The following is a 21,472-nucleotide window of genomic DNA, read 5'->3' as shown; positions in this document are numbered from 1 at the left end:
GGACACGGTCGTCCTGGACAAGACCGGCACCGTCACCGAGGGCCGGATGACGCTGGTCGGCGTGCACCTGGCCGAGGGCGAGAGCGAGGAGGAGGAGGTGCTGCGCCTGGCCGGCGCGCTGGAGCACGCCTCCGAGCACCCCATCGCCCAGGCCGTCGCCAAGGGCGCCGCCGCCCGCGTCGGCGAGCTGCCGGCTCCCGAGGAGTTCGCCAACGTCGAGGGCCTCGGCGTGCAGGGCATGGTGGAGGGCCACGCCGTGCTGGTCGGCCGTCCCAGGCTGCTGGAGGAGTGGTCCCAGCACCTGCCCGCCGGCCTGGAACGGGATCTGCGCGAGGCCCAGGCCGCCGGCCGTACCGCGGTCGCGGTGGGCTGGGACGGCGAGGCCCGCGCCGTGCTGGTGGTGGCGGACGTGGTCAAGCCGACCAGCGAGGAGGCCATCGCCCGGCTCCGCGCCCTCGGTCTCACGCCGGTGCTGCTGACCGGCGACAACGAGGCCGTCGCCCGCACGGTCGCCGCCGAGGTGGGCATCGACGAGGTCATCGCCGAGGTGCTGCCCGCCGAGAAGGTGGACGTGGTCAAGCGGTTGCAGGCCGAGGGCAAGGTCGTGGCCATGGTGGGCGACGGGGTCAACGACGCCGCCGCCCTGGCCCAGGCCGATCTGGGGCTGGCGATGGGCACGGGCACCGACGCCGCCATCGAGGCGAGCGACCTGACCCTGGTGCGCGGCGACCTGCGGGTGGCGGCCGACGCCATCCGGCTGTCCCGCCGCACGCTGTCGACCATCAGGAGCAACCTGTTCTGGGCCTTCGCCTACAACGTGGCCGCCCTGCCGCTGGCCGCCCTGGGCCTGCTCAACCCGATGATCGCCGGCGCGGCGATGGCGTTCTCCAGCGTCTTCGTGGTCAGCAACAGCCTGCGGCTACGCCGCTTCACGTAGAACCGGCACCGTCCGCCACCGCACCGTCCGCCACCGCGACGGACTCGCGGTGGCGGACGGGCATCGGCACCCGGTGCACCTCGCCCGCCCGGTGCACCTCGCCCGCCCGGTGCGCCTCGCCCGCCCGCTCGCCGGCCGAGCGGTCGCGGCCGATCTCCGTGAACAGCACGTCCACGGCCTTGCGGCCCAGCTCGTAGTGGGGCAGCGCCACGGTGGTCAGCCGGGGCCGCATCCATGAGGCGATCGGGTGGTCGTCGAAGGAGACGATGGAGACATCGGCGGGCACCTTGAGCCCGAAGTCGTCCAGCGCCTGGTAGGCGCCCATGGCGATGCGGTCGTTGAAGCAGATCAGCGCACGCGGCCGGACGGTCCGCAGCAGGTCCCGCGTCGCCGCGAGGCCGTACTCCGGCTGCCAGTCCGGGCAGGTGCGGGCGCCGGCCACCTTGACCCCCGCCTCGCCGAGCGCCTCGCGGATGCCGATGAGCCGTTCCACCGCCGCGAGGCTCTCCGGGGGCACGTCGCGCAGGCGCGGCCCGGCGCCGATGAGGTAGATGCCGTCGCGGTGTCCGGCGTCGACCAGGACGCGGGCCGCGCGGCGGCCGGCCTCGACCTCGCCGGGCAGGATGGCGGGCAGGGGAGCGGGCTGCTTGGGCAGGGCGTTGAGCAGCACGGCGGGCGCGGCCATGACCGCCTTGGGCACCTTGATGGTACGGGTGAACATCGAGGCCAGGATGAGCCCGTCGACCTGGCGGTCGTGCATGGCCTGCAGCAGGAGGCGCTCCAGCTCGGCGTCGCCTTCGGTCTCGCCGATGAACAACATGAAGCCGCGGTCCCTGGCGGCCTCGAGCGCGCCCTTGATCATGTCGCCGGCCAGCCGCGAGGTGGCGACGGTGTCGGAGACGAAGCCGATGGTCCGGCTGCTGCCCGTACGCAGGCCCCTGGAGACGATGTTCGGCCGGTACTGCAACTCCTCGGCGGTTTTCACCACCCGCTGCTCGACGTCCTGAGAGATCCGCAGCTCGCGGCCACGGCCCGACAGCACGAGCGAGGCGGTGGTGCGGGAGACGCCTGCGGCCTTGGCCACATCGGCCAGCGTGACCCGTCGTGGGCTCACCCGATCTCCCATCGTCAAGAGTGTGTTACGGGGGGTTGACATCGTACGACGCGCGTGGTGAGACTATCGGGCGCTAACCCGATTTAGCAACGAGTTCGGGACATCTGCCGCGCGCTGATCGTCCCCAGCAGCAGAGGAGATCCACATGACTCGTCGAGTCCGCTCCGGCAGGTCCGGGGCCGCGCTGGTGATCGCCCTGGGGACGCTGGCCGCCGCCTGCGCGGCCCCCGGCAGCGACAGCCCGCAGCCGCAGGCGACCGGCGCGTCCCCGGTGTCGGCGGCGCCTGCCTGCGGCTCGGCGCCGGTCACGATGAGCGGCTACTTCGAGACCGGCTTCCCGCTGCCCAAGGCGCTGACCACCGAGTTCACCAAGCAGCACCCGAACGTGACGTGGAACATCCGCGAGGACCAGTTCGCGGTCATCACGCAGAACGCCCCCCGCGTGCTGGCGGACAACCCGCCCGACCTCATGCGCCTGCCCCAGGTCTCCGAGCTGGTCAAGGACAATCTGCTGAAGAACCTCGACGGCTACGCGACGGCCTTCGGCTGGGACAAGTGGCCGGCCTCCCAGCTGGAGCAGCTGCGCCTGGGCCAGGGCGGCCGCCCGCGCGGCGAGGGCTCCCTCTACGCCCTGGGCCTCAACATGAGCATGACCGGCCTGTTCTACAACAAGAAGCTCGCGGCGCAGATCGGCATGTCGGCGCCGCCCGCCACGCTGGCCGAGCTCGACCAGGCCCTGGACAAGGCCAAGAAGGCGGGTCTCACGCCCATCCTGCAGTTCAACGGCGGAGCCACCGGCGGCCTGGCCTTCCCGCTGCAGAACCTCATGGCCTCCTACGGCCCCGCCGCGCCCATCAACGACTGGATCTTCCAGAAGCCCGGCGCCACCATCGACACCCCGGCGAACCTGCGGGCCGCCCAGCACCTGGAGAAGTGGATCAAGGCCGGCTACTTCCAGAAGGACGTCAACGCGGTCGACTACGCGACCATGATGAGCCGCTTCATCGACGGCCAGGGCCTGTTCATGTTCAACGGCGACTGGGAGTCGGGCAACCTCGACAAGCAGATGGCGGGCAACGTCGGCTTCACCCTGATGCCGCCCGCCGAGCGAGGGGGCAAGCTCGCCGCCATGTCGGCGCCCCTCACCTTCGGCATCGCCGCGAAGGCCAGGAACGCCGACTGCGCCGCCTTCTTCCTCAACTGGGTGGCCACCGACAAGCGGGCCAGGGAGATCGGCGTCGAGATCGGCGGGTCGCGTCCGATGGGACCGGCGGACGCGTACATGCCGGCCGTCAGCTCGGACAAGGTCACCGCGAGCACCCTGGCGGCCGGGGCGGACATCGCCGAGAACGACGGCGCGATGGACTTCATCGCCAACGCCACCGGCGCCATCTACGCCAAGAGCTGGACGCCCAACCTGCAGAAGCTGGTGGCCGGCCAGCAGACGCCGCAGGGGTTGCTGAAGGCGGTCCAGTCCGACTACGCCGGCCAGCTCGAAGGGAACTGAGGCAGGTGACGACCCGACCCGCCGCCGGCCGGTCCCCGCACCGGCGACCGGCCAGGACGGCCAGGCCGCTCGGCGCGCGCGGCCTGGCCGGCTGGCTGTTCGTGCTCCCGGCGCTCGCCTTCTACGCGGTGTTCGTCCTGCGTCCGATCGCCCTGACGTTCCAGTACTCGCTCTACGACTGGAACGGCATCGGCGCCTCCACCTGGGTGGGGCTGGCCAACTACGGCAAGGTCTTCACCGACCGCGACCTGTTCGACTCGCTGGTCAACGCCTTCCAGCTCATCGTCTTCTTCAGCGCCGTCCCGGTCGTGCTCGGCCTGGCCGTCGCGGCGACGATCAGGCGCATCGCCGCCAGCCGGCTCGCCCTCGTGGCGCGCACCGTGCTCTTCCTCCCCCAGGTGATCCCGCTGGTCGCCGCCGGCATCGCGTGGAGCTGGCTGCTGGCCTCCACCGGCATGGTCAACCAGCTGCTCTCGCTCGTCGGCCTCGGCGGGGTGACCCGCGCCTGGCTGGGCGAGTTCGCCACCGCCCTGCCGGCGGTCGGCATGATCGGCGCGTGGGTGCTCCTCGGGCTCTGCACGCTGCTGCTCCTCGCCGGCATGAGCAAGATCGATCCGGCGCTGTACGAGGCCGCCCGGCTCGACGGCGCCGGCCCGTGGCGGGAGTTCGTCTCCATCACGGTCCCGAGCCTCCGGCAGGAGATCGCGGTCTGCGTCACCGTGACCGTCATCGCGGCCCTGGCCAGCTTCGACATCGTCTACATCGCCACCCAGGGCGGCCCCGGCAACACCACGATGGTGCCCGGGCTGCAGATCTTCTACCTGGCCTTCTCCGAACGCGAGGTGGGTACGGCCTCGGCTCTGGCCGTGGTCCTCATGCTCCTCGTGATCGCCTGCGCCCTTCCCATCCAGTGGTTCGCGAAGGACGGCAACAAATGATCACCGCTTGGCGGGAGGCCTGGACCGGCAGGGTGCTGCTCATCCTCATGATGGCGGTCACGCTCCTGCCGTTCCTCAGCCTGTTCGTCACCGCCCTGCACCCCTCCGGCACCTACCCGGCCGGGCTGGCCTGGCCCGGCGACCCGCAGTGGGGCAACTTCCTGCGTGCCTTCGAGGCCGCGAACATGGGCGCGCTGCTGTGGTCGAGCGTCCTCATCGTGCTGGGCGTGGTGCCGATCTCGATCCTGCTCGGCACGATGGCCGGCTTCGCCATCGGCCACCTGCGCGTCATCGGCGGCCGGGTGGTCTTCCTGCTGTTCGTGCTCGGCCTGACCCTCCCCTTCGAGGGCATCATCACGCCGCTCTACTACCAGATCCGCGACATGGGGCTGCTGAACACCCGCTGGGCCATCATCCTGCCGCTCATCGGGCTGTTCATGCCGTTCAGCGTCTTCTGGATGCGCGCCCACTTCGTCAACATGCCCGGCGAGCTCTCGGAGAGCGCGCGCATGGACGGCGCCAACGTGTGGCAGCTGTTCCGGCGCATCCACGTCCCCTTGGCCATGCCGGCGATCTCGTCGCTGGGCATCCTGCTGTTCCTCTGGACGTGGAACCAGTTCCTGCTGGCCATCGTCCTGGTGGACGACCCCGCCAAGCGTACGATGTCCGGCGCCCTGGGCGCCTTCCAGGGCCAATGGGGGACGGACATCCCGCTGCTGTGCGCGGGATCGCTGCTCATCCTGACCCCCACACTCGTGATCTTCCTCATCTTCCAGCGCCATTTCGTCAAGGCCCTGCTCCAGGGCTCCCTGAAGGGCTGACGGCGAGCCGGGCACCGCCCCTCCCCGCCGTCTGCCCCGGCACACATCCCACGAGCGAAAGCAGAGGTCGTCCATGCTCCCGCGAAGAGGACCACAGGTCGCGCGACAAGCGGCGACCGAGCCCCGCACGCCTCGGGGAACGGCCGCCCGCCGCCACCACGGGCAGGGCACCACGTGAGCGGTGACCGGCCGGCGCGCTGGACCCGCCGGCACCTCGACCTGCTCACCGAGGACGACGCGACCACGGCGCCCGTCATCGATCCCGCCGCGCCGCCGCGGATCCTGCCCGGCCACGACCTCTGGGATCTGTGGCCGATCCAGGAGGAGGACGGCTCGACGAGCACGGCGGGCGGCCGCGAGTTGTGGATGGCCCTGTCGGCTCCCGCGCTCGGCCATCCCGAGGAGCGCCACGACCGGGCCAGGATCCGCCTGCTCGGCAGGAAGGGGGACGAGTGGGCGGACCTGGGGAACGCCTTCCCCGACGGCGCCTCGCCCGGCAGCCGCGAATGGTCCGGATCGGCGATCCGCCGCCCCGACGGGACCGTGTCGGTGTACTACACGGCCGCCGGGCGGCGCGGCGAGGCGCGTCCGACGTACCGGCAGAGCGTCATCGAGGCCCGTACCACGGTGATCTCCGACGGGGACCGGATCGGGCTGTGCCAGGACGTCCCGCACCGCGAGGTCCTGCGCTCCGACGGGCGGATCTACCTGCCGGCCGACGAGGACGACGGGGCGCCGGGCCGCATCAGGGCCTTCCGCGACCCGGGCTGGTTCCGCGATCCGGCCGGCGGCGGTGACCACCTGCTCGTCGCCGCGTCCACCGCCTGGAAGGACACCTTCACCGGCGCCGTCGCCCTCGCCGAGCCGCGGGACGGCGCCTGGTCCCTGCTGCCGCCGCTGCTCGTCGCCGAAGGCGTCAACCACGAGCTCGAACGCCCGCACGTCATCGTCCACGACTCCTGGTACTACCTGTTCTTCTGCACCCAGCGCCACGCCTTCCACCCGGCCGGCCGCGCGCCCACCGGCCTGTACGGCTTCGCCGCGCCCGCCCTGACCGGACCGTACGAGCCGCTCAACGGCTCCGGGCTCGTGATCGCGAACCCCTCCGGCCGGCCCGACCAGGCCTATGCCTGGCTGGTGCTGCCGGATCTGCACGTGGTCAGCTTCGCCAACTACCGATCACCCCAGGGCCTGGACCTCCGGTACGCGCAGGCCGCGCAGGCGCGGGCCGGCTTCGGCGGCACCATCGCCCCGGCACTCAAGCTGACCCTGGACGGCCTGAGCACCTCCGTCGTCCCGGTGGCGGAGGATCCCGGAGCCCAGCTCCCAGGGGTCCGGGAGAAGAAGCCGAGCGCGACACCGCTCACCACCTGAGGCGGCGGAGCCGTTGTCCCCCGCCGTCTCATCCGCCCTTCGGGCAGAAGACCGCTTCGGCGGCCTTCACCAGGAGCGCATCCAGCGACGGGTCGGTGTTGGAGATGGCCAGGGTGGCCGACAGGGCGAACTGCGTCCGGCCGTCGGGCGAGACGAAGGTGACCGCGTTGAAGCCGGGGGCGCTGCCCTTGAGCGACATGATCGCCGGCTGGCCCCCGCACGGCTGCGCGGGCGGCTGCTGCTGGCCGCCCCCGCCCTCGGACGGCTGTCCCGACGGCTGTCCTGAGGGCTGCCCCGACGGCTGCCCCGAGGGCTGCGGCGCGCTTCTCGGCGGTCCCATGAGCACCCTCTTCAGCTCTTCTGGCAGCAGCCGGTTCTGGGCGAAGGCCCGCTGGAAGGCGCTGATGTCGTGCGCGGTGGAGATGACGCCGCCGGCCGCGTAGCCGTAGCTCATGTTGAGCCGGTCCACATCGCGCAGCTTGCCCGTGCTGTCGGGGAAGTAGCCGTGGCCGTGCGGGCCCTTGATGCCGCCGGGGAACTTGGTGGGCAGGTAGGAGTCGTCCATGCCGACGGGATCGAAGACGCGCCGCTCGAACTCGTCGGCCAGGGTGTGCTTGGTGTACCTCTCGATGATCAGGCCCAGCAGCAGGTAGTTGGTGTTGGAGTAGGAGAACTTCTCTCCCGGCTCCTGGGTCCGGGGCAGGGTGCGGGACTTCTTCACCAGCTCCATCGGCGGGTAGTAGGTGGTGAAGTCGAAGGTGTCGACCAGCTTGTCGTCGAAGAAGTTGGGGACGCCGGAGGTGTGCTGGATGAGCTGCTGCAGGGTGATCTCGCCGGCCCGCTCCACCAGGTCCTTCTCGGCGACCTCCGGGAGCAGGTCGCTGAGCTTGTCGTCGAGCTTGAGCTTGCCCTCCTTGACCAGTTGCAGCACCACGACGCCGGTCATCTGTTTGGTCTGGGAGCCGACCCGGAAGCGCGCGCCGGTCGGGATCCTGCCACCCTTGCCGTTCAACAGGCGGGTGCCGGCCGAGCCCTTGCCGACGCGCTTGCCGTCCACGTAGACCTCGCCGATGGCGCCCACCACCTCGGGCGTCTTGGCCAACTCCTCCAGCGCCCTCTGCACGTCCCCCGGACGGGGCCGGCTCGCGGTGGGCGCGGCGGTGGACGCGGCCGCGGCGGGCAGGCTGCTCAGCGCCAGCACGACGCATGCCAGTCCGGTGACGCCGGCTACTGTCGCACGATTCACGAAAAGAATCCTTCCTTCAGGCAGTCATCACGACCGGCGGGTTCCGCCGGCCACGACGTTCAAGGTCATGCCTAGACCAGGCGAGGTTTCCTGCCTGTTTCCGCGTTCGCTCCGCGCCTCGGAGCAAACCGGGAGGAAACATTCGCCGGTGTAGGGATGACGGTCATGACCTTCTCCGAGACACCGCTACGCCGGCTGACCGCCCTGGCGTGCCTGACGTTCCTCGCGGCGGCGGGGCCCGCGGGCCCGTCACCCGCCGTGGCCGCCACCGCCGCGGGCCGTTCCGCTCCCGTCGTCGAGTGGAAGCCCTGTCCCGCCTACAGCGACGAGGTGGCCCGCGGCATGGGCGTGACCGCCGAGCAACTGCCGGCCTTTCGCGCTCACATGGAGCGGCTCCAGTGCGGGACGGTCAGCGTCCCGCTGGACCATGACCGCCCCGACGGGCGGAAGATCAGCATCGCGGTGACCCGCCTGCCCGCCACCGACACGGGACGGCGGCTCGGCGCCACCGTGATCCTGCCCGGCGGGCCCGGCAACAGCGGATACCTCGATCCCGTCCTGCGCGTCAGGCTCAGGAACGAGGAGATCGCCAAGCTCAACCAGCGCTACGACGTCATCGGCTTCGACCCCCGCGGGGTGGGCGCCAGCACCAAGGTCGCCTGCCCGCCCGAGCAGGGCCCCCGGCCGGAGCCCGGACCGCTCACCCAGGAGACGGCCCGCGAGCTGTACCAAGCCCAGGCGGCCGCCAACGACGCCTGCGGGCGCTCCGACCCGTCCTTCCTCGGCGCGCTCACCACCGAGAACGTCGCCGCGGACCTCGACCTGATCAGGACGGCGCTCGGCGAGCGCCGCCTCAACCTGCTCGGCGTGTCCTGGGGCACCCACCTCGGCATGGTGTACCGCGGAAACTACCCCCGCAACACCGGCCGGGTCTTCCTGGACAGCACCGCGCCGCCGTGGACCCGCCAGGACGACCATCTCGCAGGCAGCGCCGCCGCCGCCGAGCGCGACTTCGGCCGCATGGCGACCTGGCTGGCCCGCAACGACGGGATCTACGGCCTGGGATCCACCGCGCGGCAGGTCCGTGACACGGTGCTGAAGCTGGTGCGCGACCACGACAAGACACCCAGGACGTTCACCGACCTTCAGCGGCCCATCGACGGCGCGGCCGTGGCCGACCTGGCCCGCCGCAACTCCACCGAATGGGCGCGAGCGGGCAAGGCCCTGGCCGAGCTGCGGGACGCGACCGGCACCACCGCCCCGCCCACCGTCAAGGAGCTCTTCGGCCCGCCCGGGGGAGCACCCGTGCCCGGCATGCCCGAGACGCTGAACCTGACCATGAACCGCGCGGTCAAGTGCAACGAGGACGCCAGCCGGCCCACCTTCGCCGCCGCCTGGAACGCCTACCAGGAGCGGATCAGGCGCCATCCGGTCACCGGCCGGGCCTGGGGCCTGGGAGCGGAGTGTCCCGGCTGGCCGCTGCCCGTACAGGAAAGCCCGGTCAAGCGCGCCAAGGGCTCGCTGGTGCTGTCCGGGCACCTGTACGAGTACATGTCGGCGTACGAGTGGACGCTGCAGACGCAGCGCGCCATCGGCGGCACCGTCTACACCGTCCGCGACGACGTCCACGGCTCCGTCACCCGCGTGCCGCAGTGCGCCGCCGACGTGGTCGGGTACTTCACCACCGGCCGGATCGACCGCGGCTGCGAAGGCAGCCCCCTCCCGAGCTGACAGCCCGGCACACCGGCACCGGCCCGCGGCTCGGCCGCGGGCGGACGTCGCGCGCGGACACGGCCGCCACCCTGACCAGGGACCTCGGCCTGGCCCACCCGGCCTGGGGAGCCACTGGGGGCCGCTCCGCCATTACTGGGTGGCGGTCAAACTGGGTCCTGCTCGTGGCCGTCATCTGCGTGGGCATGTTCCTGTCCGGCCCCGAGGGAATGGCCGCCACCGCGGGCGCCGGGCGGGCCGTCGCGGCTCGCCGGCGGGGCCAGGTCGCGGTGCTGGGCGCACAGATCGCCATGCTGCTGATCGCGACCGTGCTCTCGGTGTTCAAACCCCGATGGGGACTCCGGTGACCGGCTGGGCCGCCGGCGCTACCGGAGCCCCCTGGGCAGGCGGGCCTCGATCGCGTCGGCGGCGCGGAGCGCGCCGCCCGCCGCGCGCACGTCGTCCTGCATGGCGCGGAGCCGCCGCCGCACGGCGGGCTCGCCGAGCAGGCCGCGGACGGCTTCGCGCAGGCGCTCGGCGGTCACGTCGGTGGGAACGAGGACCGAGCCGAGGCCGAGGGCGGCGAGGCGGTCGGCGGTGGTCCGCTGCTCGGGGGTGTGGGGGACGGCCACCATCGGCACGGCCGCCGCCAGGGCCTCCATCGTGGAGTTCATGCCGGCGTGGGTGACGAAGGCGTCGGCGTGCGCGAGCACGGCGGGCTGCGGGACGTGCTGGTGGGCCTCGATGTTCGCGGGCAGCGGCCCGAGCTCGGCGGGGTCGACGCCGCGGCCCACGGACATCACGACGTGGTACGGCTCGCCGGCGAACGCCTGGACGCAGGCGCGGAAGAAGTCCGGGCGGCTGATGATCGTGCCCAGCGACACCAGGACCAGCGGGCGTGCCGGGGGCGTCCAGTCCTGCGCGGCGGGCAGCCGGGTGGGGCCGACGAACGCGTAGCGGTCGTCGAAGGTCTCGTTGTGCACGTGGAAGGACCTGGGCTGGTAGACGAGGTTGAACTCGGCGGGCCTGTAGAAATCGTGCAGCCGGAGCGGGGGGATGCCGTGCCGGCTGAGGACGGCGGCGAACAGGGTGTCGAACTCGGCCTTGACGGAGCCGGCGGCGGCGAACATGCCGGCGATGAACTCCCCGAAGTCGTAGCCTTCGCCGGCGGCGTGGGCGGACCAGGACTGGATCCTGGGCAGGCGCCATTTGGCGGCGAGCATGGGGCCGGCCCAGGCGAGCCAGTCGTTGACGATCAGATCCGGCCGGTCGCCGGCGTATCCGGTCTCGATCTGCGGCAGGACGTGCTCCAGTTGCCGGAGCACGGCGAGGGTGGCGCGTGCGGCGGCGTCCATGCTGTCGATCACGATGGCCTCGACGGGGCGGGGCTCGTAGGAGATGATCTCGGCTCCGGTCGGGCCGATGCGTTCGGCCATCCACGCGTCGGCGGGAAAGGTGACACGGTGGCCGCGCTCGACCAGCTCCTGGGCGATCGGCAGGAGGGGGTTGAGGTGACCGGCCTCGGCGAGGCTCATGAAGGCGAGGTGGGCCATGACGGATCTCCTTGACGACGAGGGTCGGGCCGCCCGATATGGAGGGCGGGATCCCTGCCGGGCGGGCCCAGGCGGAGCGCGGCACAGGCGAGGAAGGCGCCGATCACCCGGGGAACCGCGTGGGCGATCGAGTGGCCCTCCACCAGCGGCAGCACGATCGCCATCAGGCACGGCGCGAGGATCAGGTTGCCGGCCACTCTCCGCACCGCGCGGGCGGAGATCAACCGACCCGGGCCGGAGGAGGCGGCGGCGGGCTCGGCCCCTCGGTCACGCGCAGGGGACATGACCACTCCTTCTGGAGACCACGCCCGGCTCTCGGGCGACAGCGCCGAACCAGTTGCCCGTAAGGCAGTATCAATTCGCAAACTGGAATAGTCAAACGAGTATTTGATTAGCTCCTGCGGCCGTGTGACAGGATCAAGGGCATGACCTCACAGCACCCGTCCCCGGACCGGGAACCGGCCGGGCGGCAGCGGACCAGGCGATCGCCCGCCCCGCACGAGCGGCTGCGCGACGCTGAGCGCACCAAGGCACGCATCCTCGATGCCGCCGTGGAGGTCTTCTCCGCCAAGGGCTTCGACCGTGCCAGGGTCGCCGACATCGCCGCACGTGCCGGCGTGAACCAGCAGCTCATCTCCTACTACTTCGGCAGCAAGCGAGGGCTGTACCGGGAGATCGGCCGCCGCTGGCGGGCCTACGAGGCCGAGGCGATCCCCGAGGGGCTGGAGTTCGCCGAACAGATCAAGCGCGGCGTGCGGGCGAGCGTCGACCCCCGCTTCGGCGGGCGCCTGCTCGCCTGGGACGGCCTCTACGACACCGGCGAGGACGACGAGGGCGACGAGGAGACGCGGGAACGCAACGCCCAGCTCCAGCGCGAGGTGCGGGCGCTGCGCGAGCGGCAGCGCGCCGGTGAGCTCGACGATCGTTTCGACCCGGCCGCGCTGATCCTCATCGGCCTGAGCGCGGGCAACGCCCTCGCGGTCTACCCGCACCTGGCCCGCGGCCTGTTCGGCACCGACACGATCTCGCCCGAGCTGGTCGAGCACTACGCCGAACAACTCGCCCGGGTGATCAGCTCCCTGCCGGCAGCGGCTCCGCCCCGCGTGCCGGACTCTTCCGAGTGAGCACGAACAGGACGGTGACTCATCCCCCGGCGCCGCCACGACCTCATCCCGACCCGTGGCGTCCTGCGGCGTCCCGTGGCGTCCCGTGGCGTTCCAGTGGCACCGCCGTGCCGACCCGCCCGCCCCGTGAACCGGTGGACGACCGGGCCTCGACGGGTCCGCCTGCTCGGCTGCGCCTCCTGAGATCTCCCGTCAGCAGTCCCGCATCGCGGCGCGGGTCTGCGGGATCGACATGGGCGGCACCGGCAAGGGGTGGGCTGCGACGGCACGCAGGCCGTCCAGGGTCAGGGCCAGGTGCCGGCGCCAGGCGCCGGGCGCCGACCCGCGAGTGGCTCTGACGGTCGCCGCCACCCCCCAGACGACGAAGGCCATGTCGGCGAGGCTGACATCGGGCCGCAACTGTCCCGATCGCTGGGCGCGTTCGAGAAGCTCTCCCATCAGGCCGTATCCGCGGTCCTCGCCCACGGGAGCCGTTCGCGCGGCCAGGTCGTTGTAACCGTGGTCGGCCGCCTGGAGCTCGCACACGCTGGTGAGGAACGTGACGAACCCCTCCCAGGCGTCGTTCATGGCCAAGGACTGCTCGGCCAGCGCGGTCACCGCGGCGACCCGGTCCTCGAAAACCGCCTCCACCAGGGCCTCCCTCGTGGGGAAGCGGTTGTAGAGCGTCCCGATGCTCACCCCGGCCGCACGTGCGATCTCTTCGAGCGGCACGTCGAGCCCCTGATCCGCGAACAGTCGCCGTGCCGCGTGCAGAAGCCGCTCACGGTTCCGCATGGCGTCCTTGCGCATGCCCGCCAGTGTAGCTAACTTGAGGGAAGCCTCAATCTATGGATCGCCCGATCGTGACCTGTGGCGCTACGAGCGGCATCGGGGCGCGGCAGCGCATCGAACTCTTTCACGCGCGATATCCGTGGTCTTTCAAGAAGGGCTCGCGCGGACCTGCGGGCTCGTTCTTCACTGGATTGCTGCATGCATATGGACAACCGAAATCTGTGTCGCCTCCGATACGGTCATCACAGGGATCGGCGCCGACACCCCATTCGACTGAACCGGGAGCTTCTATGCCGCACGTACAAGTGTCCGTCGACACTCACGATGGAGTGTGCGCGGCCACCCTGCACACCCCTTCGGACGTGGGGGCCTGGCCGGGAGTCATCCTCTATCCCGATGCCGGCGGAGTACGCGGGACCTTCGCCGCGATGGCCGACCGGCTGGCCGGCATGGGATATTCCGTGTTGCTGCCCGATGTCTACTACCGGACCGAATGGGCTCCCTTCGACATCGCCACCGTATTCGACGACCCCTCGGAGCGTGAGAGGCTGGCCGCGCTCTCGGTGAGCGTCGACGCGGATATGGTGGTCCGCGACGCAGGGGCTTTTCTCGCGTATCTGGCGCGTCATCCCGCGGTCGCCGGAACCAGGGTGGGCACGGTGGGTTACTGCATGGGAGGACGTATGTCGCTCACGGCGGCCGCGCATCACGCGGATCGCATCGCGGCCGCGGCGTCGTTTCACGGTGGCGAGCTCGCCGCGGCCGGCGACCCGGACAGCCCGCACCTGCTGGCGCATCTCATGCGGGGCACGATTTACGTCGCGGCGGCCCAGGACGACAAAGTCTTCCCCGCCGACCAGCACGAACGGCTGCGATCGGCCCTCTCCGGCGCCGGGGTGCGATATACCCTGGAAACCTACGCGGCCGCGCATGGATTCGCCGTTCCGGACATTCCGCCGCACGATGCCGACGCTGAACGGCGACACTGGGACGCGTTGGCGAGATTGTACGGCGAAAACCTGTCCGGTTGATCGCCCGGCCGAATCCAGGACCGCGAAGGCATCTCGGAAGAGGAATATCGTGTTGATAGGGCACGGCCGGCGCGGACAGGATGTCGTGCGTGCGCGCTGACGTGACACTGCGACGCCTCAGGAAACCACGTACGCCATCGTGGTCGGCACGACAGCCGGCAATCTCGCCGCGCAACGCGTCCTCACCGCCCTGGGCGTTCCTCTGACCCGCGAGGATGACGAGGTGACGGGCTGGGCGGACCTCGGCCTGCCCCGTGGACAAGGGCCGGTCACGGCGGCCGACTGACGAATCAGGGGCACGGTCGGCCGAACGGGCATCAGGAGTCCGGCGCCCCGGGGTGGTCGTCGAGAAAGGCGCTGGTCACGCGCCAGAACTCCTCGGGCCTCTGGGAATGGACGCGATGCCCGGCGTCCGGAACCGTCACGAGCCGGCAATCCGCGATGATCTGGTTCATGCGGGTCAGGGCGTCCAGTGATACGTGGCTGGTCGGCCCGCCGCTGACGAGCAGCGTACGGGCGCTGATCGTCCTCAGACGTTCCCACCAGTCCGGTCGCGGAGTCCGGAACTCCGTGATGATCGGTTCGAGCGAGCGCCAGTCGAACGGCAACGGCTCGGACGGTTCGGCCACCGGCGCGGCCTCCACGCTCACCGGCTCCCGCGGCGGCGGGGGAGTGTCCTCGACGACCAGACGCCGAACGCGTTCCGGCTGACGTTGCGCCACCAGGACGGCGACCGCGCCGCCCATCGAGTGCCCGACCAGGTCGACGTGACCGATGCCGCAGGCGTCGAGGAATCCGATCACGTCGTCGCGCATCAGCTCCATCGAATACGTCCCGGTCCACGTGCTACCGCCGTGCCCCCGCAGGTCCGGGGCGAGCACGTGACGCCCCCGGCCCGCCAGCCGGATCGCGAAGCGCTCCCAGGTGCCGGCATCGCTCCCCAGCGCGTGCAGCAGCATGACCGGCAGGCCGCCGGGCGCGCCGGCTTCGCGGTAGGCGATCGTCACGCCGTCGAGCGCGACCGTGCCGTGCCGGAGCTCCGGCGTCACCGATGTCATGTCGAGATCGTACGGCCGCCCGGCCGCCCGGCCGGCCCGTCCTGTGGGCCGCGCCTGACCTGGTTCGAGCCCCTGAACCGAGGCCCCTGCGCCGCCATGAGCGCGGCGTCTCGGCCTCGGCCTTGCCGGAATCCGGTGGTGATTGGCCGCAAGAGAGCTGGATCGATCGGACTGCGCTTGGCCAGAATGCTCGCCTGGCCGTGCCGGGCCGGGGCCGGAACGATCGAATGGGTTGGAGTGACGTGGGGATTCGTTCGAGCATCGTGGTGCTCTCGCTGCTGGCGCTGACGGCGACGTCCGTCGCGGACGCCGCCGCCCGGCCCGCACCAGCGGCGGCGGCGGAGGCGGCGACGGTGACGACGATGGCGGCGGCTGCGGCCGGCTGTGACGGGGTGGCCGTCGGGCCGGAGGAGGTCGTCGTCTCCGCCGCGACCCGGGACCGCCTCGGGCTGAAGGGCTGGCCGGACAGCGCCATCAGCGCGGAGCGAACGTCCGACGGCCGCTTGCTCTTCCACGCCCCGGACGCGTTCGGCGGCCCCGCGGGCGGGCCGGCGCAGCGGAACGTGGTCACCGCCGGCGACCTGGAGGATCCGGTCTCGGGAGGGATCGTCAAGGCGGCACCCGTGCGGAACGCGCCGGACGGCTACGCATGGATCGGCGGCGGCCCGATCTGGAAGGCGCCGGACGGCACGGTGTTGAAGGTCCTGCACCTGGAGAAGTACAACGCGGCCGGAAACCTCTTCTACGCGGAGCTGCACCTGGGCAGGCACGACCCCGCGACCGGCGTCACCACCTACCTGGGGCCGGTGGCCAGGCCCGACAACGACCTCCGGACCGCGTTCGGGCTGAACCAGATCGCCGACATGGGGATGTCCAGCCTCACCCGCCGCGGCGACCACCTGTACGTGTACTTCCCCGACTTCACCGTGGACTCGCGGGGGCGTCCGGCCAGCACCGCGCTCTCCGTGGCGCGGGCTCCCGTCGCCGAGGTGCTGGCCGCCGCCGCCGCGGGCAAGGCCACGACGTGGAACAAGTACCACGACGGCGGCTGGGACTCACCGGCCTACGGGGACGCCGCCACCGGCGCGGGCCCCTCCACCGACCTGCAGCCGGGCCTGTCCATGGCATGGGCCCCGCACGTGGCCCGCCTTGCCTCCGGCGGCGTGCTCATGGCGGCCGCGGTCAGTACGCGCGAGATCGTCATCTCCACCTCGCCGGACGGGGTGCGCGACTGGTCGGCCCGCGTGCCGCTGTTCCGCGAGGCCGAGGACCGCCACGTCGCCTACGTGTCGGTCGTCGGCACCGGTGCCGACCCCGCGACCGTCGGACGCAGCTTCTACGTCTACTACACGCAGTGGCTGAGCCCGAACCCCGACTGGACCAGGGCCCAGCTCGTCCGCAGGCATGTCCGCTGCACCGCCACCCTGGCCGCCGAGGCCGTGCCGCTGATCCGGCACCTGAACGCCGGTCATCACCGCGTCACCACCAGCCTGCTCGCCGAGGCCGGCACCTACCCGCAGTTCGGCGGCATCTGGGGGCTGCTGTCCGCGCGACGTCCCGGCACCCGGCCGTTGTACGAGTGCCGCGCCGGCGCACACGACTTCTTCGTCTCCAAGGACGCGGCCTGTGACGCCCCGGGCAACGCCATCGTCCAGACGCTGGGCTGGATCCACACCGCCAGGCCCGCCGCGCCTTCGACACCGCTGTACAGGTGCGACCAACCCGGCAAGGGCCACCATTTCGTCTCCATCACCGCCGACTGCGAGGGCGACGGCACCCCCGAGGGCCTGCTGGGATACGCCCTGTCCACCACCCGGACCCCCTTCGTGCGCTACTACAACGGCTGGGAGCACCGCGAGACCACCGACAGCGTGACCTCCTCCTACAAGCGCGAGAAGCAGACCTGGTACCTGGAGAACGCCGAGCGTCCCGGCACGATCCCGCTGTACGGGTGCTCCTACGCCGTGCCGCGGGGGATCAACCACTTCGTCTCGGTGACCGCCGACTGCGAGGGACTGACGCGGGTGCGCAAGGAGGGCTACCTCCACACGCAGCCGCCGTCGAGCGACTACCGGCCGCTCTACCGCTGTTTCTGGCCCGCCAACCACGACCACTTCCTGTCCACGGAGGCGGACTGCGAAGGGGTGCAGGGCGGGGCACGGGAAGGCCGGCTGGGCTATGTCGCCACCAGCCCCGGCTTCACGGACGACGCGGCGGCGGCCTCGCCCGCCGGACGGGGTTGAACGCCCGCCCAGGTCAGCTTCGCGCGCGCAGCCAGTCGAGGAGGGAGGTGTGGGCGGGGTTCCAGCCGAGCCGGTTCCTCGTCTTGGTGGCGGAGATCTGCTGGTCCAGGACGAACAGGTCGGCGATGCCGCCGATCTCGGCCCGTGCCTCCTCCAGCGGCCAGGAGACGGTACGGCCGTCGCCGAGGACCGCCGCGAGTTCGTCCAGGCGGACGGTCTCGCTCATGCCGTGCCAGATCCCTGGGCCGGTCCTGTCGAGGACGGCGACGTACAGGCCGGCCAGGTCCTCGGCGTGCACGACCGGCCAGCGCACGCCGGGCTCGCCGATGTAGACGCCGGCGCCTCGCTCGGCGGCCTTGGGCGCCAGCAGGCCGGCGACGAGCCCTCCGCCGTTGCCGTACACCATGCCTGGCCTGACCACCTGGCCGCCCGCGGCGAGGACGCGTCGCTCGGCCTCCGCCCGCCAGCGGATCAGCGGGTGCGGGTCGGGGTCGCTGTCCTCGTCCGACGGCTCGCTGCCCAGGACGGCCGCGCCGGTCGTGTAGACGACCGGGACGCCGGCCGCCGTCAGGGCGTCCACGCCTGCCAGGTCGGTCTCCTCGCCGAGCGGCGGCCCGACGTGGACCACCCGGTCGAACCCCTTGGCGACGGCCGTCAGGGACGCCGGGTCGGCCAGGTCGCCGTCCACGGCCCGCACGCCTTCCGGCAAGGGGTGGCCGCCGGGATGGCGCAGGCCGGCGACCTCGTGACCCGCACGCCGAGCGGCGGCGGCGACGGCGCGGCCGATGTACCCGGTGACCCCGATGATCAGAACGTTCATGCCGGCTCCTTGTCCACAGTGCCCGACCCCGTCGGCGTCGGTGCGTGGGGAAACAGGAGAAGGGCCCGGCGTATTTCCGGCCGCGGCGTCCTCGTTCTCCACCTGGGCGCGGGCGCCCGGCGCCGTTGCCGGGACCACGTGAAGGCCGGCCGCACGGCGAGCGGCGTCACGAGCACGCCGGGATGTCGTTGCCGTTGTTGTCCTTGGCCTCGTCGTCGCCCCAGCGCGACAGGTAGTAGGCCGACACCCACTGGTTCTGCCAGGGGCTGCCCGAGTCCAGGTCGGTCTTCAGCCACCAGTGGTTGTAGGAGCCTCCGGACTCGACGACGGGACCCCAGACCCGGCAGTAGACGTAGTTCGTGCCCCGGTTGAGCGTCCCGGTACGGGTGCCGCCAGGGGTGCTGTAGCCCGGCGCGTCGGCGAAGGTGTCGACCCAGTACCTGCCGGGCGTGCTTCCGCCGCAGTTGTTGCTGGTCTCGAAGTGCTGGTTGTAGGACCAGGTCACGGGGACGCTGTGCCCGTCGATGGTGGCCTGCACGACGGCGCCGTTCAGCCGCTGCTCGTAGTGCAGGTGCGCGCCGGTCGTGGCGCTGCCCGTGTTGCCGACGGCGCCGATCTGCTGGCCCTGGGCGACGAAGGCCCCGACGCCGACCGCGCGTTCGGCCAGATGGAGGTAGCGCGTCACCCAGCCGCCTCCGTGGTCGACCACGATGGTGTTGCCCGCGTCGCTGAAGTAGGTCGAGGTCACCACGGTGCCGGCGGCGGAGGCCAGAGCCGGGGTTCCGTAGGTGGCACCGCTGGTCGAGACCATGTCCACCATGTACTGGCTGGCGTGCCCGGAATGGGTGGAGGTCGTCCAGCGCTGGCCGCAGGGCACGGGGAGCTGGAACGGCGGGACGGCGGCGCTGGCGCTGGTGCTGGTGACGAGTACGCCGGCCACGATGACCGCCAGAAGCGTCAGGGTTCGCGATAAGCAGGAAGGGAGGGAGGATTTCATGGTGATTCCCTGAACGAATCGAATTCTGGTGATGGGATCAGGCCGAAGGCCCGAAGGGGCCCGGCGGCAGGAGCGCGGACGGGATCCGCGAAGGGGCACGTGACGTGGCCCTTTGACGTCGTCGAGCTCGTGCCCCGGGGCTCCCGCCGCTCGCGACCATCGGACTCGCCAGGCGGTCGCCGTCCGGACGGCGACCGTCGCCTTGACTGTCCTCGTGAGGAAATCGGACGATACCGCGTCATCGTGTCGCGCCGTGCCGACCCTGTAAAGGGCGATTTCCTGCCATTTTTCGGCTTCTTGCGGAGTGGCGCGCGTCAGCCGGGCCGCCCGCGGCGGGCCGTGGCGTCAACGGCGACGGCGACAGCCAGGACGGCACCTGTCACCATGAGCCGGACGGACGAGTCGACGTTGAGAAGCAACATGCCGTTGGCCACCGACTGGATCACCAGGATGCCGAACAGCGCGGCATAGGCACGCCCCCGCCCGCCGAACAAGCTGGTGCCGCCGATGACGGCCGCGGCGATCGCGTTCAGCAGGATGTCACTGCCGCCACTGCTCTGGTTGACGGCGGCCAGCCGGGAAGCGGCCAGGACGCCTCCGGTGGCGGCCAGCGCCGAGGCGACGGCGAACACCGCGACACGGATCCTCGTGACGTTGATCCCCGCCCGGCGCGCCGCTTCGGCGTTGCCGCCGACCGCGTACACGCGGCGGCCGAACACCGTGCGGCGCAGCAGCAGATCGCATCCGATGACCAGGGCGCAGAAGATCAGGAACGGCAGCGGCACGCCCCGGTCCGCGCTCAAGACGGCGACCGCCGCCGCCAGCAGTCCCGCGAGCGCGACGGCTCGGCTCGCGACCCGGGCGATCGAGGGCGCCTCCAGGCCCGCCTGGAGGCGCCGCCACCGCCGGCTCAGGGCGGCCGACAGGTGAGCCACGACGAGTCCTGCCGCGAGAAGCCAGCTCAGCCACGCCGGCAGCCACACGCCGCTGAGCACGGCCAGCCCGTGTTCGAAGGGAAGGTTGAGCGTGCCGTCCGGCTTGAGCAGGTACAACATCAGCCCCAGCCAGCCGATGAGGCCGGCGAGCGTCACCACGAAGCTCGGCATGTGCAGGAGGGCTGACAACAAGCCGTGCAGGGCGCCGATGGCCGCCGCGACCCCGATGGCGACCGCTACGGCGACGAGCGGATGCCAGTCCTGGCGGACGTAGAGCGTGGTCGTCACGACGGCGGCCAGGCCGCTGATCGAACCGGCCGACAGGTCGATCTCACCCAGGAGCAGGACCAGCACCAGGCCGAGGGCGATGGTCCCGGTGGAGACCATCTGCAAGGCCAGGTTGGTGAGGTTCTCTGCGGTCAGGAAGTGCGCGTTCATGGACTGGAACACCACGGCGATCAGCACCAGCCCGATCGCCACCGGTGCCTGGCCCATGTCGCCGTGACGTAGCCGTTCCCGGGTCGCTCCCAGCGCGCCGAGGGTGCTCCTGATCGGCCATGCGGTCATTGATCGGCTCCCGTGATCGAGGCCACGATGGCGTCCTGCGTGGAGTCGGCGGTGACGAACTCGCCCGCGTTGCGGCCTCTGCGGAGCACCACCACGCGGTCGCTCACCGCGCGTACGTCGGACAGATTGTGCGAGACGAGCACGACGGCCAGCCCGCGGTCGCGGAGCCGCTTGACCAGGGCGAGCACCTGCGCGGTCTGTTCCACGCCCAGCGCCGCGGTCGGCTCGTCGAGGATCACCACGCGCGGGTCCCCGAGCAGGGCCCGTGCGATGGCGACCGACTGGCGTTGCCCGCCGGACAGCGCGGCCACGGGGGCCCGCAGGTCACGGATCCGCACGCCCAGGGAGGCGAGCAGGTCGAGGGCCGACCGCTCCATCGCCACCTCGTCCAGCACGCTCCTGCGGCGGATCTCGGTGCCGAGGTACAGGTTGGCGACCACGTCGAGGTTCTCCGCCAGGGCCAGGTCCTGGAACACCGTCGTGATCCCGAGCGAGCGCGCGTCGTTGGGCCGGCTGATGCGCGCGGGCCGCCCGGCCACTTCGATCGTCCCCTGATCGGCCTGGACGGCCCCGGAAAGGATCTTGACGAGGGTCGACTTGCCGGCTCCGTTGTCGCCCATCAGGGCGACGATCTCGCCGGCGTTCAGGTCGATGCGGGCGTCGCTCAGCGCCTGCACCGCGCCGTAGCGCTTGGTGATGTCGCGCGCCGACACCATCGGACGGCTG

General features: G+C 71.5%; 21 protein-coding genes. 11 read left to right on the top strand and 10 right to left on the bottom strand.

Going from position 1 to position 21,472, the window contains the following annotated elements; translation table 11 throughout:
- Nucleotides 1-937: HAD-IC family P-type ATPase (locus AB0H75_RS33905; RefSeq protein WP_367803546.1), on the top strand; the 937-nt coding region annotated here is incomplete at its 5' end.
- Here AB0H75_RS33905 and AB0H75_RS33900 read toward each other — a convergent pair.
- Complete coding sequence (locus AB0H75_RS33900) at nt 930-2,051, bottom strand: LacI family DNA-binding transcriptional regulator (protein WP_367803545.1); 1,122 nt, start codon at nt 2,049-2,051, stop codon at nt 930-932. The genes AB0H75_RS33905 and AB0H75_RS33900 overlap by 8 nt on opposite strands.
- 145 nt (nt 2,052-2,196) lie before the next feature.
- Between AB0H75_RS33900 and AB0H75_RS33895 the strand changes: the two genes are divergently transcribed.
- The 4 genes from AB0H75_RS33895 to AB0H75_RS33880 all read left to right on the top strand — a co-directional run bounded on the left by AB0H75_RS33895 (nt 2,197) and on the right by AB0H75_RS33880 (nt 6,691).
- A complete protein-coding gene (locus AB0H75_RS33895; RefSeq protein ID WP_367803544.1) occupies nt 2,197-3,558 on the top strand; it encodes an ABC transporter substrate-binding protein in 1,362 nt (453 codons plus the stop codon).
- A 5-nt stretch (nt 3,559-3,563) separates the two neighbouring features.
- Nucleotides 3,564-4,496, top strand: coding sequence for a carbohydrate ABC transporter permease (locus AB0H75_RS33890; RefSeq protein ID WP_367803543.1), 933 nt, complete (start codon nt 3,564-3,566; stop codon nt 4,494-4,496).
- Nucleotides 4,493-5,317 (top strand): carbohydrate ABC transporter permease, encoded by an 825-nt coding sequence (locus AB0H75_RS33885; RefSeq protein WP_367803542.1) that lies wholly within the window; start codon nt 4,493-4,495, stop codon nt 5,315-5,317. Before AB0H75_RS33890 ends, AB0H75_RS33885 begins: the two co-directional genes overlap by 4 nt.
- A gap of 174 nt (nt 5,318-5,491) precedes the next feature.
- Nucleotides 5,492-6,691 (top strand): glycoside hydrolase family 68 protein, encoded by a 1,200-nt coding sequence (locus AB0H75_RS33880; RefSeq protein WP_367803541.1) that lies wholly within the window; start codon nt 5,492-5,494, stop codon nt 6,689-6,691.
- Nucleotides 6,692-6,719: 28 nt separating this feature from the next.
- On the opposite strand, the gene AB0H75_RS33875 is transcribed toward AB0H75_RS33880, so the two are convergent.
- Complete coding sequence (locus AB0H75_RS33875) at nt 6,720-7,937, bottom strand: serine hydrolase domain-containing protein (RefSeq protein ID WP_367803540.1); 1,218 nt, start codon at nt 7,935-7,937, stop codon at nt 6,720-6,722.
- A gap of 165 nt (nt 7,938-8,102) precedes the next feature.
- On the opposite strand from AB0H75_RS33875, the gene AB0H75_RS33870 reads away from it, so the two are divergent.
- Together AB0H75_RS33870 and AB0H75_RS33865 are read left to right on the top strand one after the other, a co-directional pair.
- A complete protein-coding gene (locus AB0H75_RS33870; RefSeq protein WP_367803539.1) occupies nt 8,103-9,668 on the top strand; it encodes an alpha/beta fold hydrolase in 1,566 nt (521 codons plus the stop codon).
- A gap of 164 nt (nt 9,669-9,832) precedes the next feature.
- Nucleotides 9,833-10,015, top strand: coding sequence for a hypothetical protein (locus tag AB0H75_RS33865; protein WP_367803538.1), 183 nt, complete (start codon nt 9,833-9,835; stop codon nt 10,013-10,015).
- Between the two features lie 18 nt (nt 10,016-10,033).
- Here the strand turns inward: AB0H75_RS33865 and AB0H75_RS33860 are convergent, their stop codons facing one another.
- Nucleotides 10,034-11,200 carry a macrolide family glycosyltransferase gene (locus AB0H75_RS33860; RefSeq protein WP_367803537.1) on the bottom strand — a complete coding sequence of 389 codons (1,167 nt, stop codon included), beginning with the start codon at nt 11,198-11,200 and terminating at the stop codon, nt 10,034-10,036.
- Complete coding sequence (locus AB0H75_RS33855) at nt 11,179-11,484, bottom strand: hypothetical protein (protein WP_367803536.1); 306 nt, start codon at nt 11,482-11,484, stop codon at nt 11,179-11,181. Before AB0H75_RS33855 ends, AB0H75_RS33860 begins: the two co-directional genes overlap by 22 nt.
- 141 nt (nt 11,485-11,625) lie before the next feature.
- Here AB0H75_RS33855 and AB0H75_RS33850 point away from each other — a divergent pair, with 141 nt between their 5' ends.
- Nucleotides 11,626-12,324: a TetR/AcrR family transcriptional regulator gene (locus AB0H75_RS33850; protein WP_367803535.1), complete on the top strand. Its 699-nt coding sequence runs from the start codon at nt 11,626-11,628 to the stop codon at nt 12,322-12,324.
- A 192-nt stretch (nt 12,325-12,516) separates the two neighbouring features.
- On the opposite strand, the gene AB0H75_RS33845 is transcribed toward AB0H75_RS33850, so the two are convergent.
- Nucleotides 12,517-13,113 carry a TetR/AcrR family transcriptional regulator gene (locus tag AB0H75_RS33845; RefSeq protein WP_367803534.1) on the bottom strand — a complete coding sequence of 199 codons (597 nt, stop codon included), beginning with the start codon at nt 13,111-13,113 and terminating at the stop codon, nt 12,517-12,519.
- A gap of 38 nt (nt 13,114-13,151) precedes the next feature.
- Between AB0H75_RS33845 and AB0H75_RS33840 the strand changes: the two genes are divergently transcribed.
- The gene (locus tag AB0H75_RS33840) at nt 13,152-14,126 is read left to right on the top strand and encodes a dienelactone hydrolase family protein (protein WP_367803533.1); all 975 of its coding nucleotides are present in this window, start codon (nt 13,152-13,154) and stop codon (nt 14,124-14,126) included.
- Between the two features lie 139 nt (nt 14,127-14,265).
- The gene (locus tag AB0H75_RS33835) at nt 14,266-14,412 is read left to right on the top strand and encodes a hypothetical protein (RefSeq protein WP_367803532.1); all 147 of its coding nucleotides are present in this window, start codon (nt 14,266-14,268) and stop codon (nt 14,410-14,412) included.
- Between the two features lie 31 nt (nt 14,413-14,443).
- On the opposite strand, the gene AB0H75_RS33830 is transcribed toward AB0H75_RS33835, so the two are convergent.
- On the bottom strand, nt 14,444-15,184 hold the full coding sequence (locus AB0H75_RS33830; protein WP_367803531.1) for an alpha/beta fold hydrolase: 741 nt from the start codon (nt 15,182-15,184) through the stop codon (nt 14,444-14,446).
- A gap of 242 nt (nt 15,185-15,426) precedes the next feature.
- Here AB0H75_RS33830 and AB0H75_RS33825 point away from each other — a divergent pair, with 242 nt between their 5' ends.
- A complete protein-coding gene (locus tag AB0H75_RS33825; protein ID WP_367803530.1) occupies nt 15,427-17,427 on the top strand; it encodes a hypothetical protein in 2,001 nt (666 codons plus the stop codon).
- Nucleotides 17,428-17,440: 13 nt separating this feature from the next.
- On the opposite strand, the gene AB0H75_RS33820 is transcribed toward AB0H75_RS33825, so the two are convergent.
- The 4 genes from AB0H75_RS33820 to AB0H75_RS33805 form a co-directional block, all read right to left on the bottom strand.
- Nucleotides 17,441-18,247, bottom strand: a complete 807-nt coding sequence (locus tag AB0H75_RS33820) for an NAD-dependent epimerase/dehydratase family protein (RefSeq protein ID WP_367803529.1) — start codon at nt 18,245-18,247, stop codon at nt 17,441-17,443.
- 166 nt (nt 18,248-18,413) lie between these two features.
- Nucleotides 18,414-19,187 carry a M23 family metallopeptidase gene (locus tag AB0H75_RS33815; RefSeq protein ID WP_367803528.1) on the bottom strand — a complete coding sequence of 258 codons (774 nt, stop codon included), beginning with the start codon at nt 19,185-19,187 and terminating at the stop codon, nt 18,414-18,416.
- A 371-nt stretch (nt 19,188-19,558) separates the two neighbouring features.
- On the bottom strand, nt 19,559-20,746 hold the full coding sequence (locus AB0H75_RS33810; protein WP_367803527.1) for a sugar ABC transporter permease: 1,188 nt from the start codon (nt 20,744-20,746) through the stop codon (nt 19,559-19,561).
- Nucleotides 20,743-21,462: an ATP-binding cassette domain-containing protein gene (locus tag AB0H75_RS33805; RefSeq protein ID WP_367803550.1), complete on the bottom strand. Its 720-nt coding sequence runs from the start codon at nt 21,460-21,462 to the stop codon at nt 20,743-20,745. The genes AB0H75_RS33810 and AB0H75_RS33805 overlap by 4 nt, the downstream gene beginning before the upstream one ends.
- Between the last annotated feature and the right edge of the window lie 10 nt (nt 21,463-21,472).

This window comes from Nonomuraea sp. NPDC050783, from assembly GCF_040802095.1.
Lineage (GTDB): Bacteria > Actinomycetota > Actinomycetes > Streptosporangiales > Streptosporangiaceae > Nonomuraea.
Note: the sequence above shows the minus strand (reverse complement) of the source record. Positions and strands in the feature narration are given on the sequence as shown.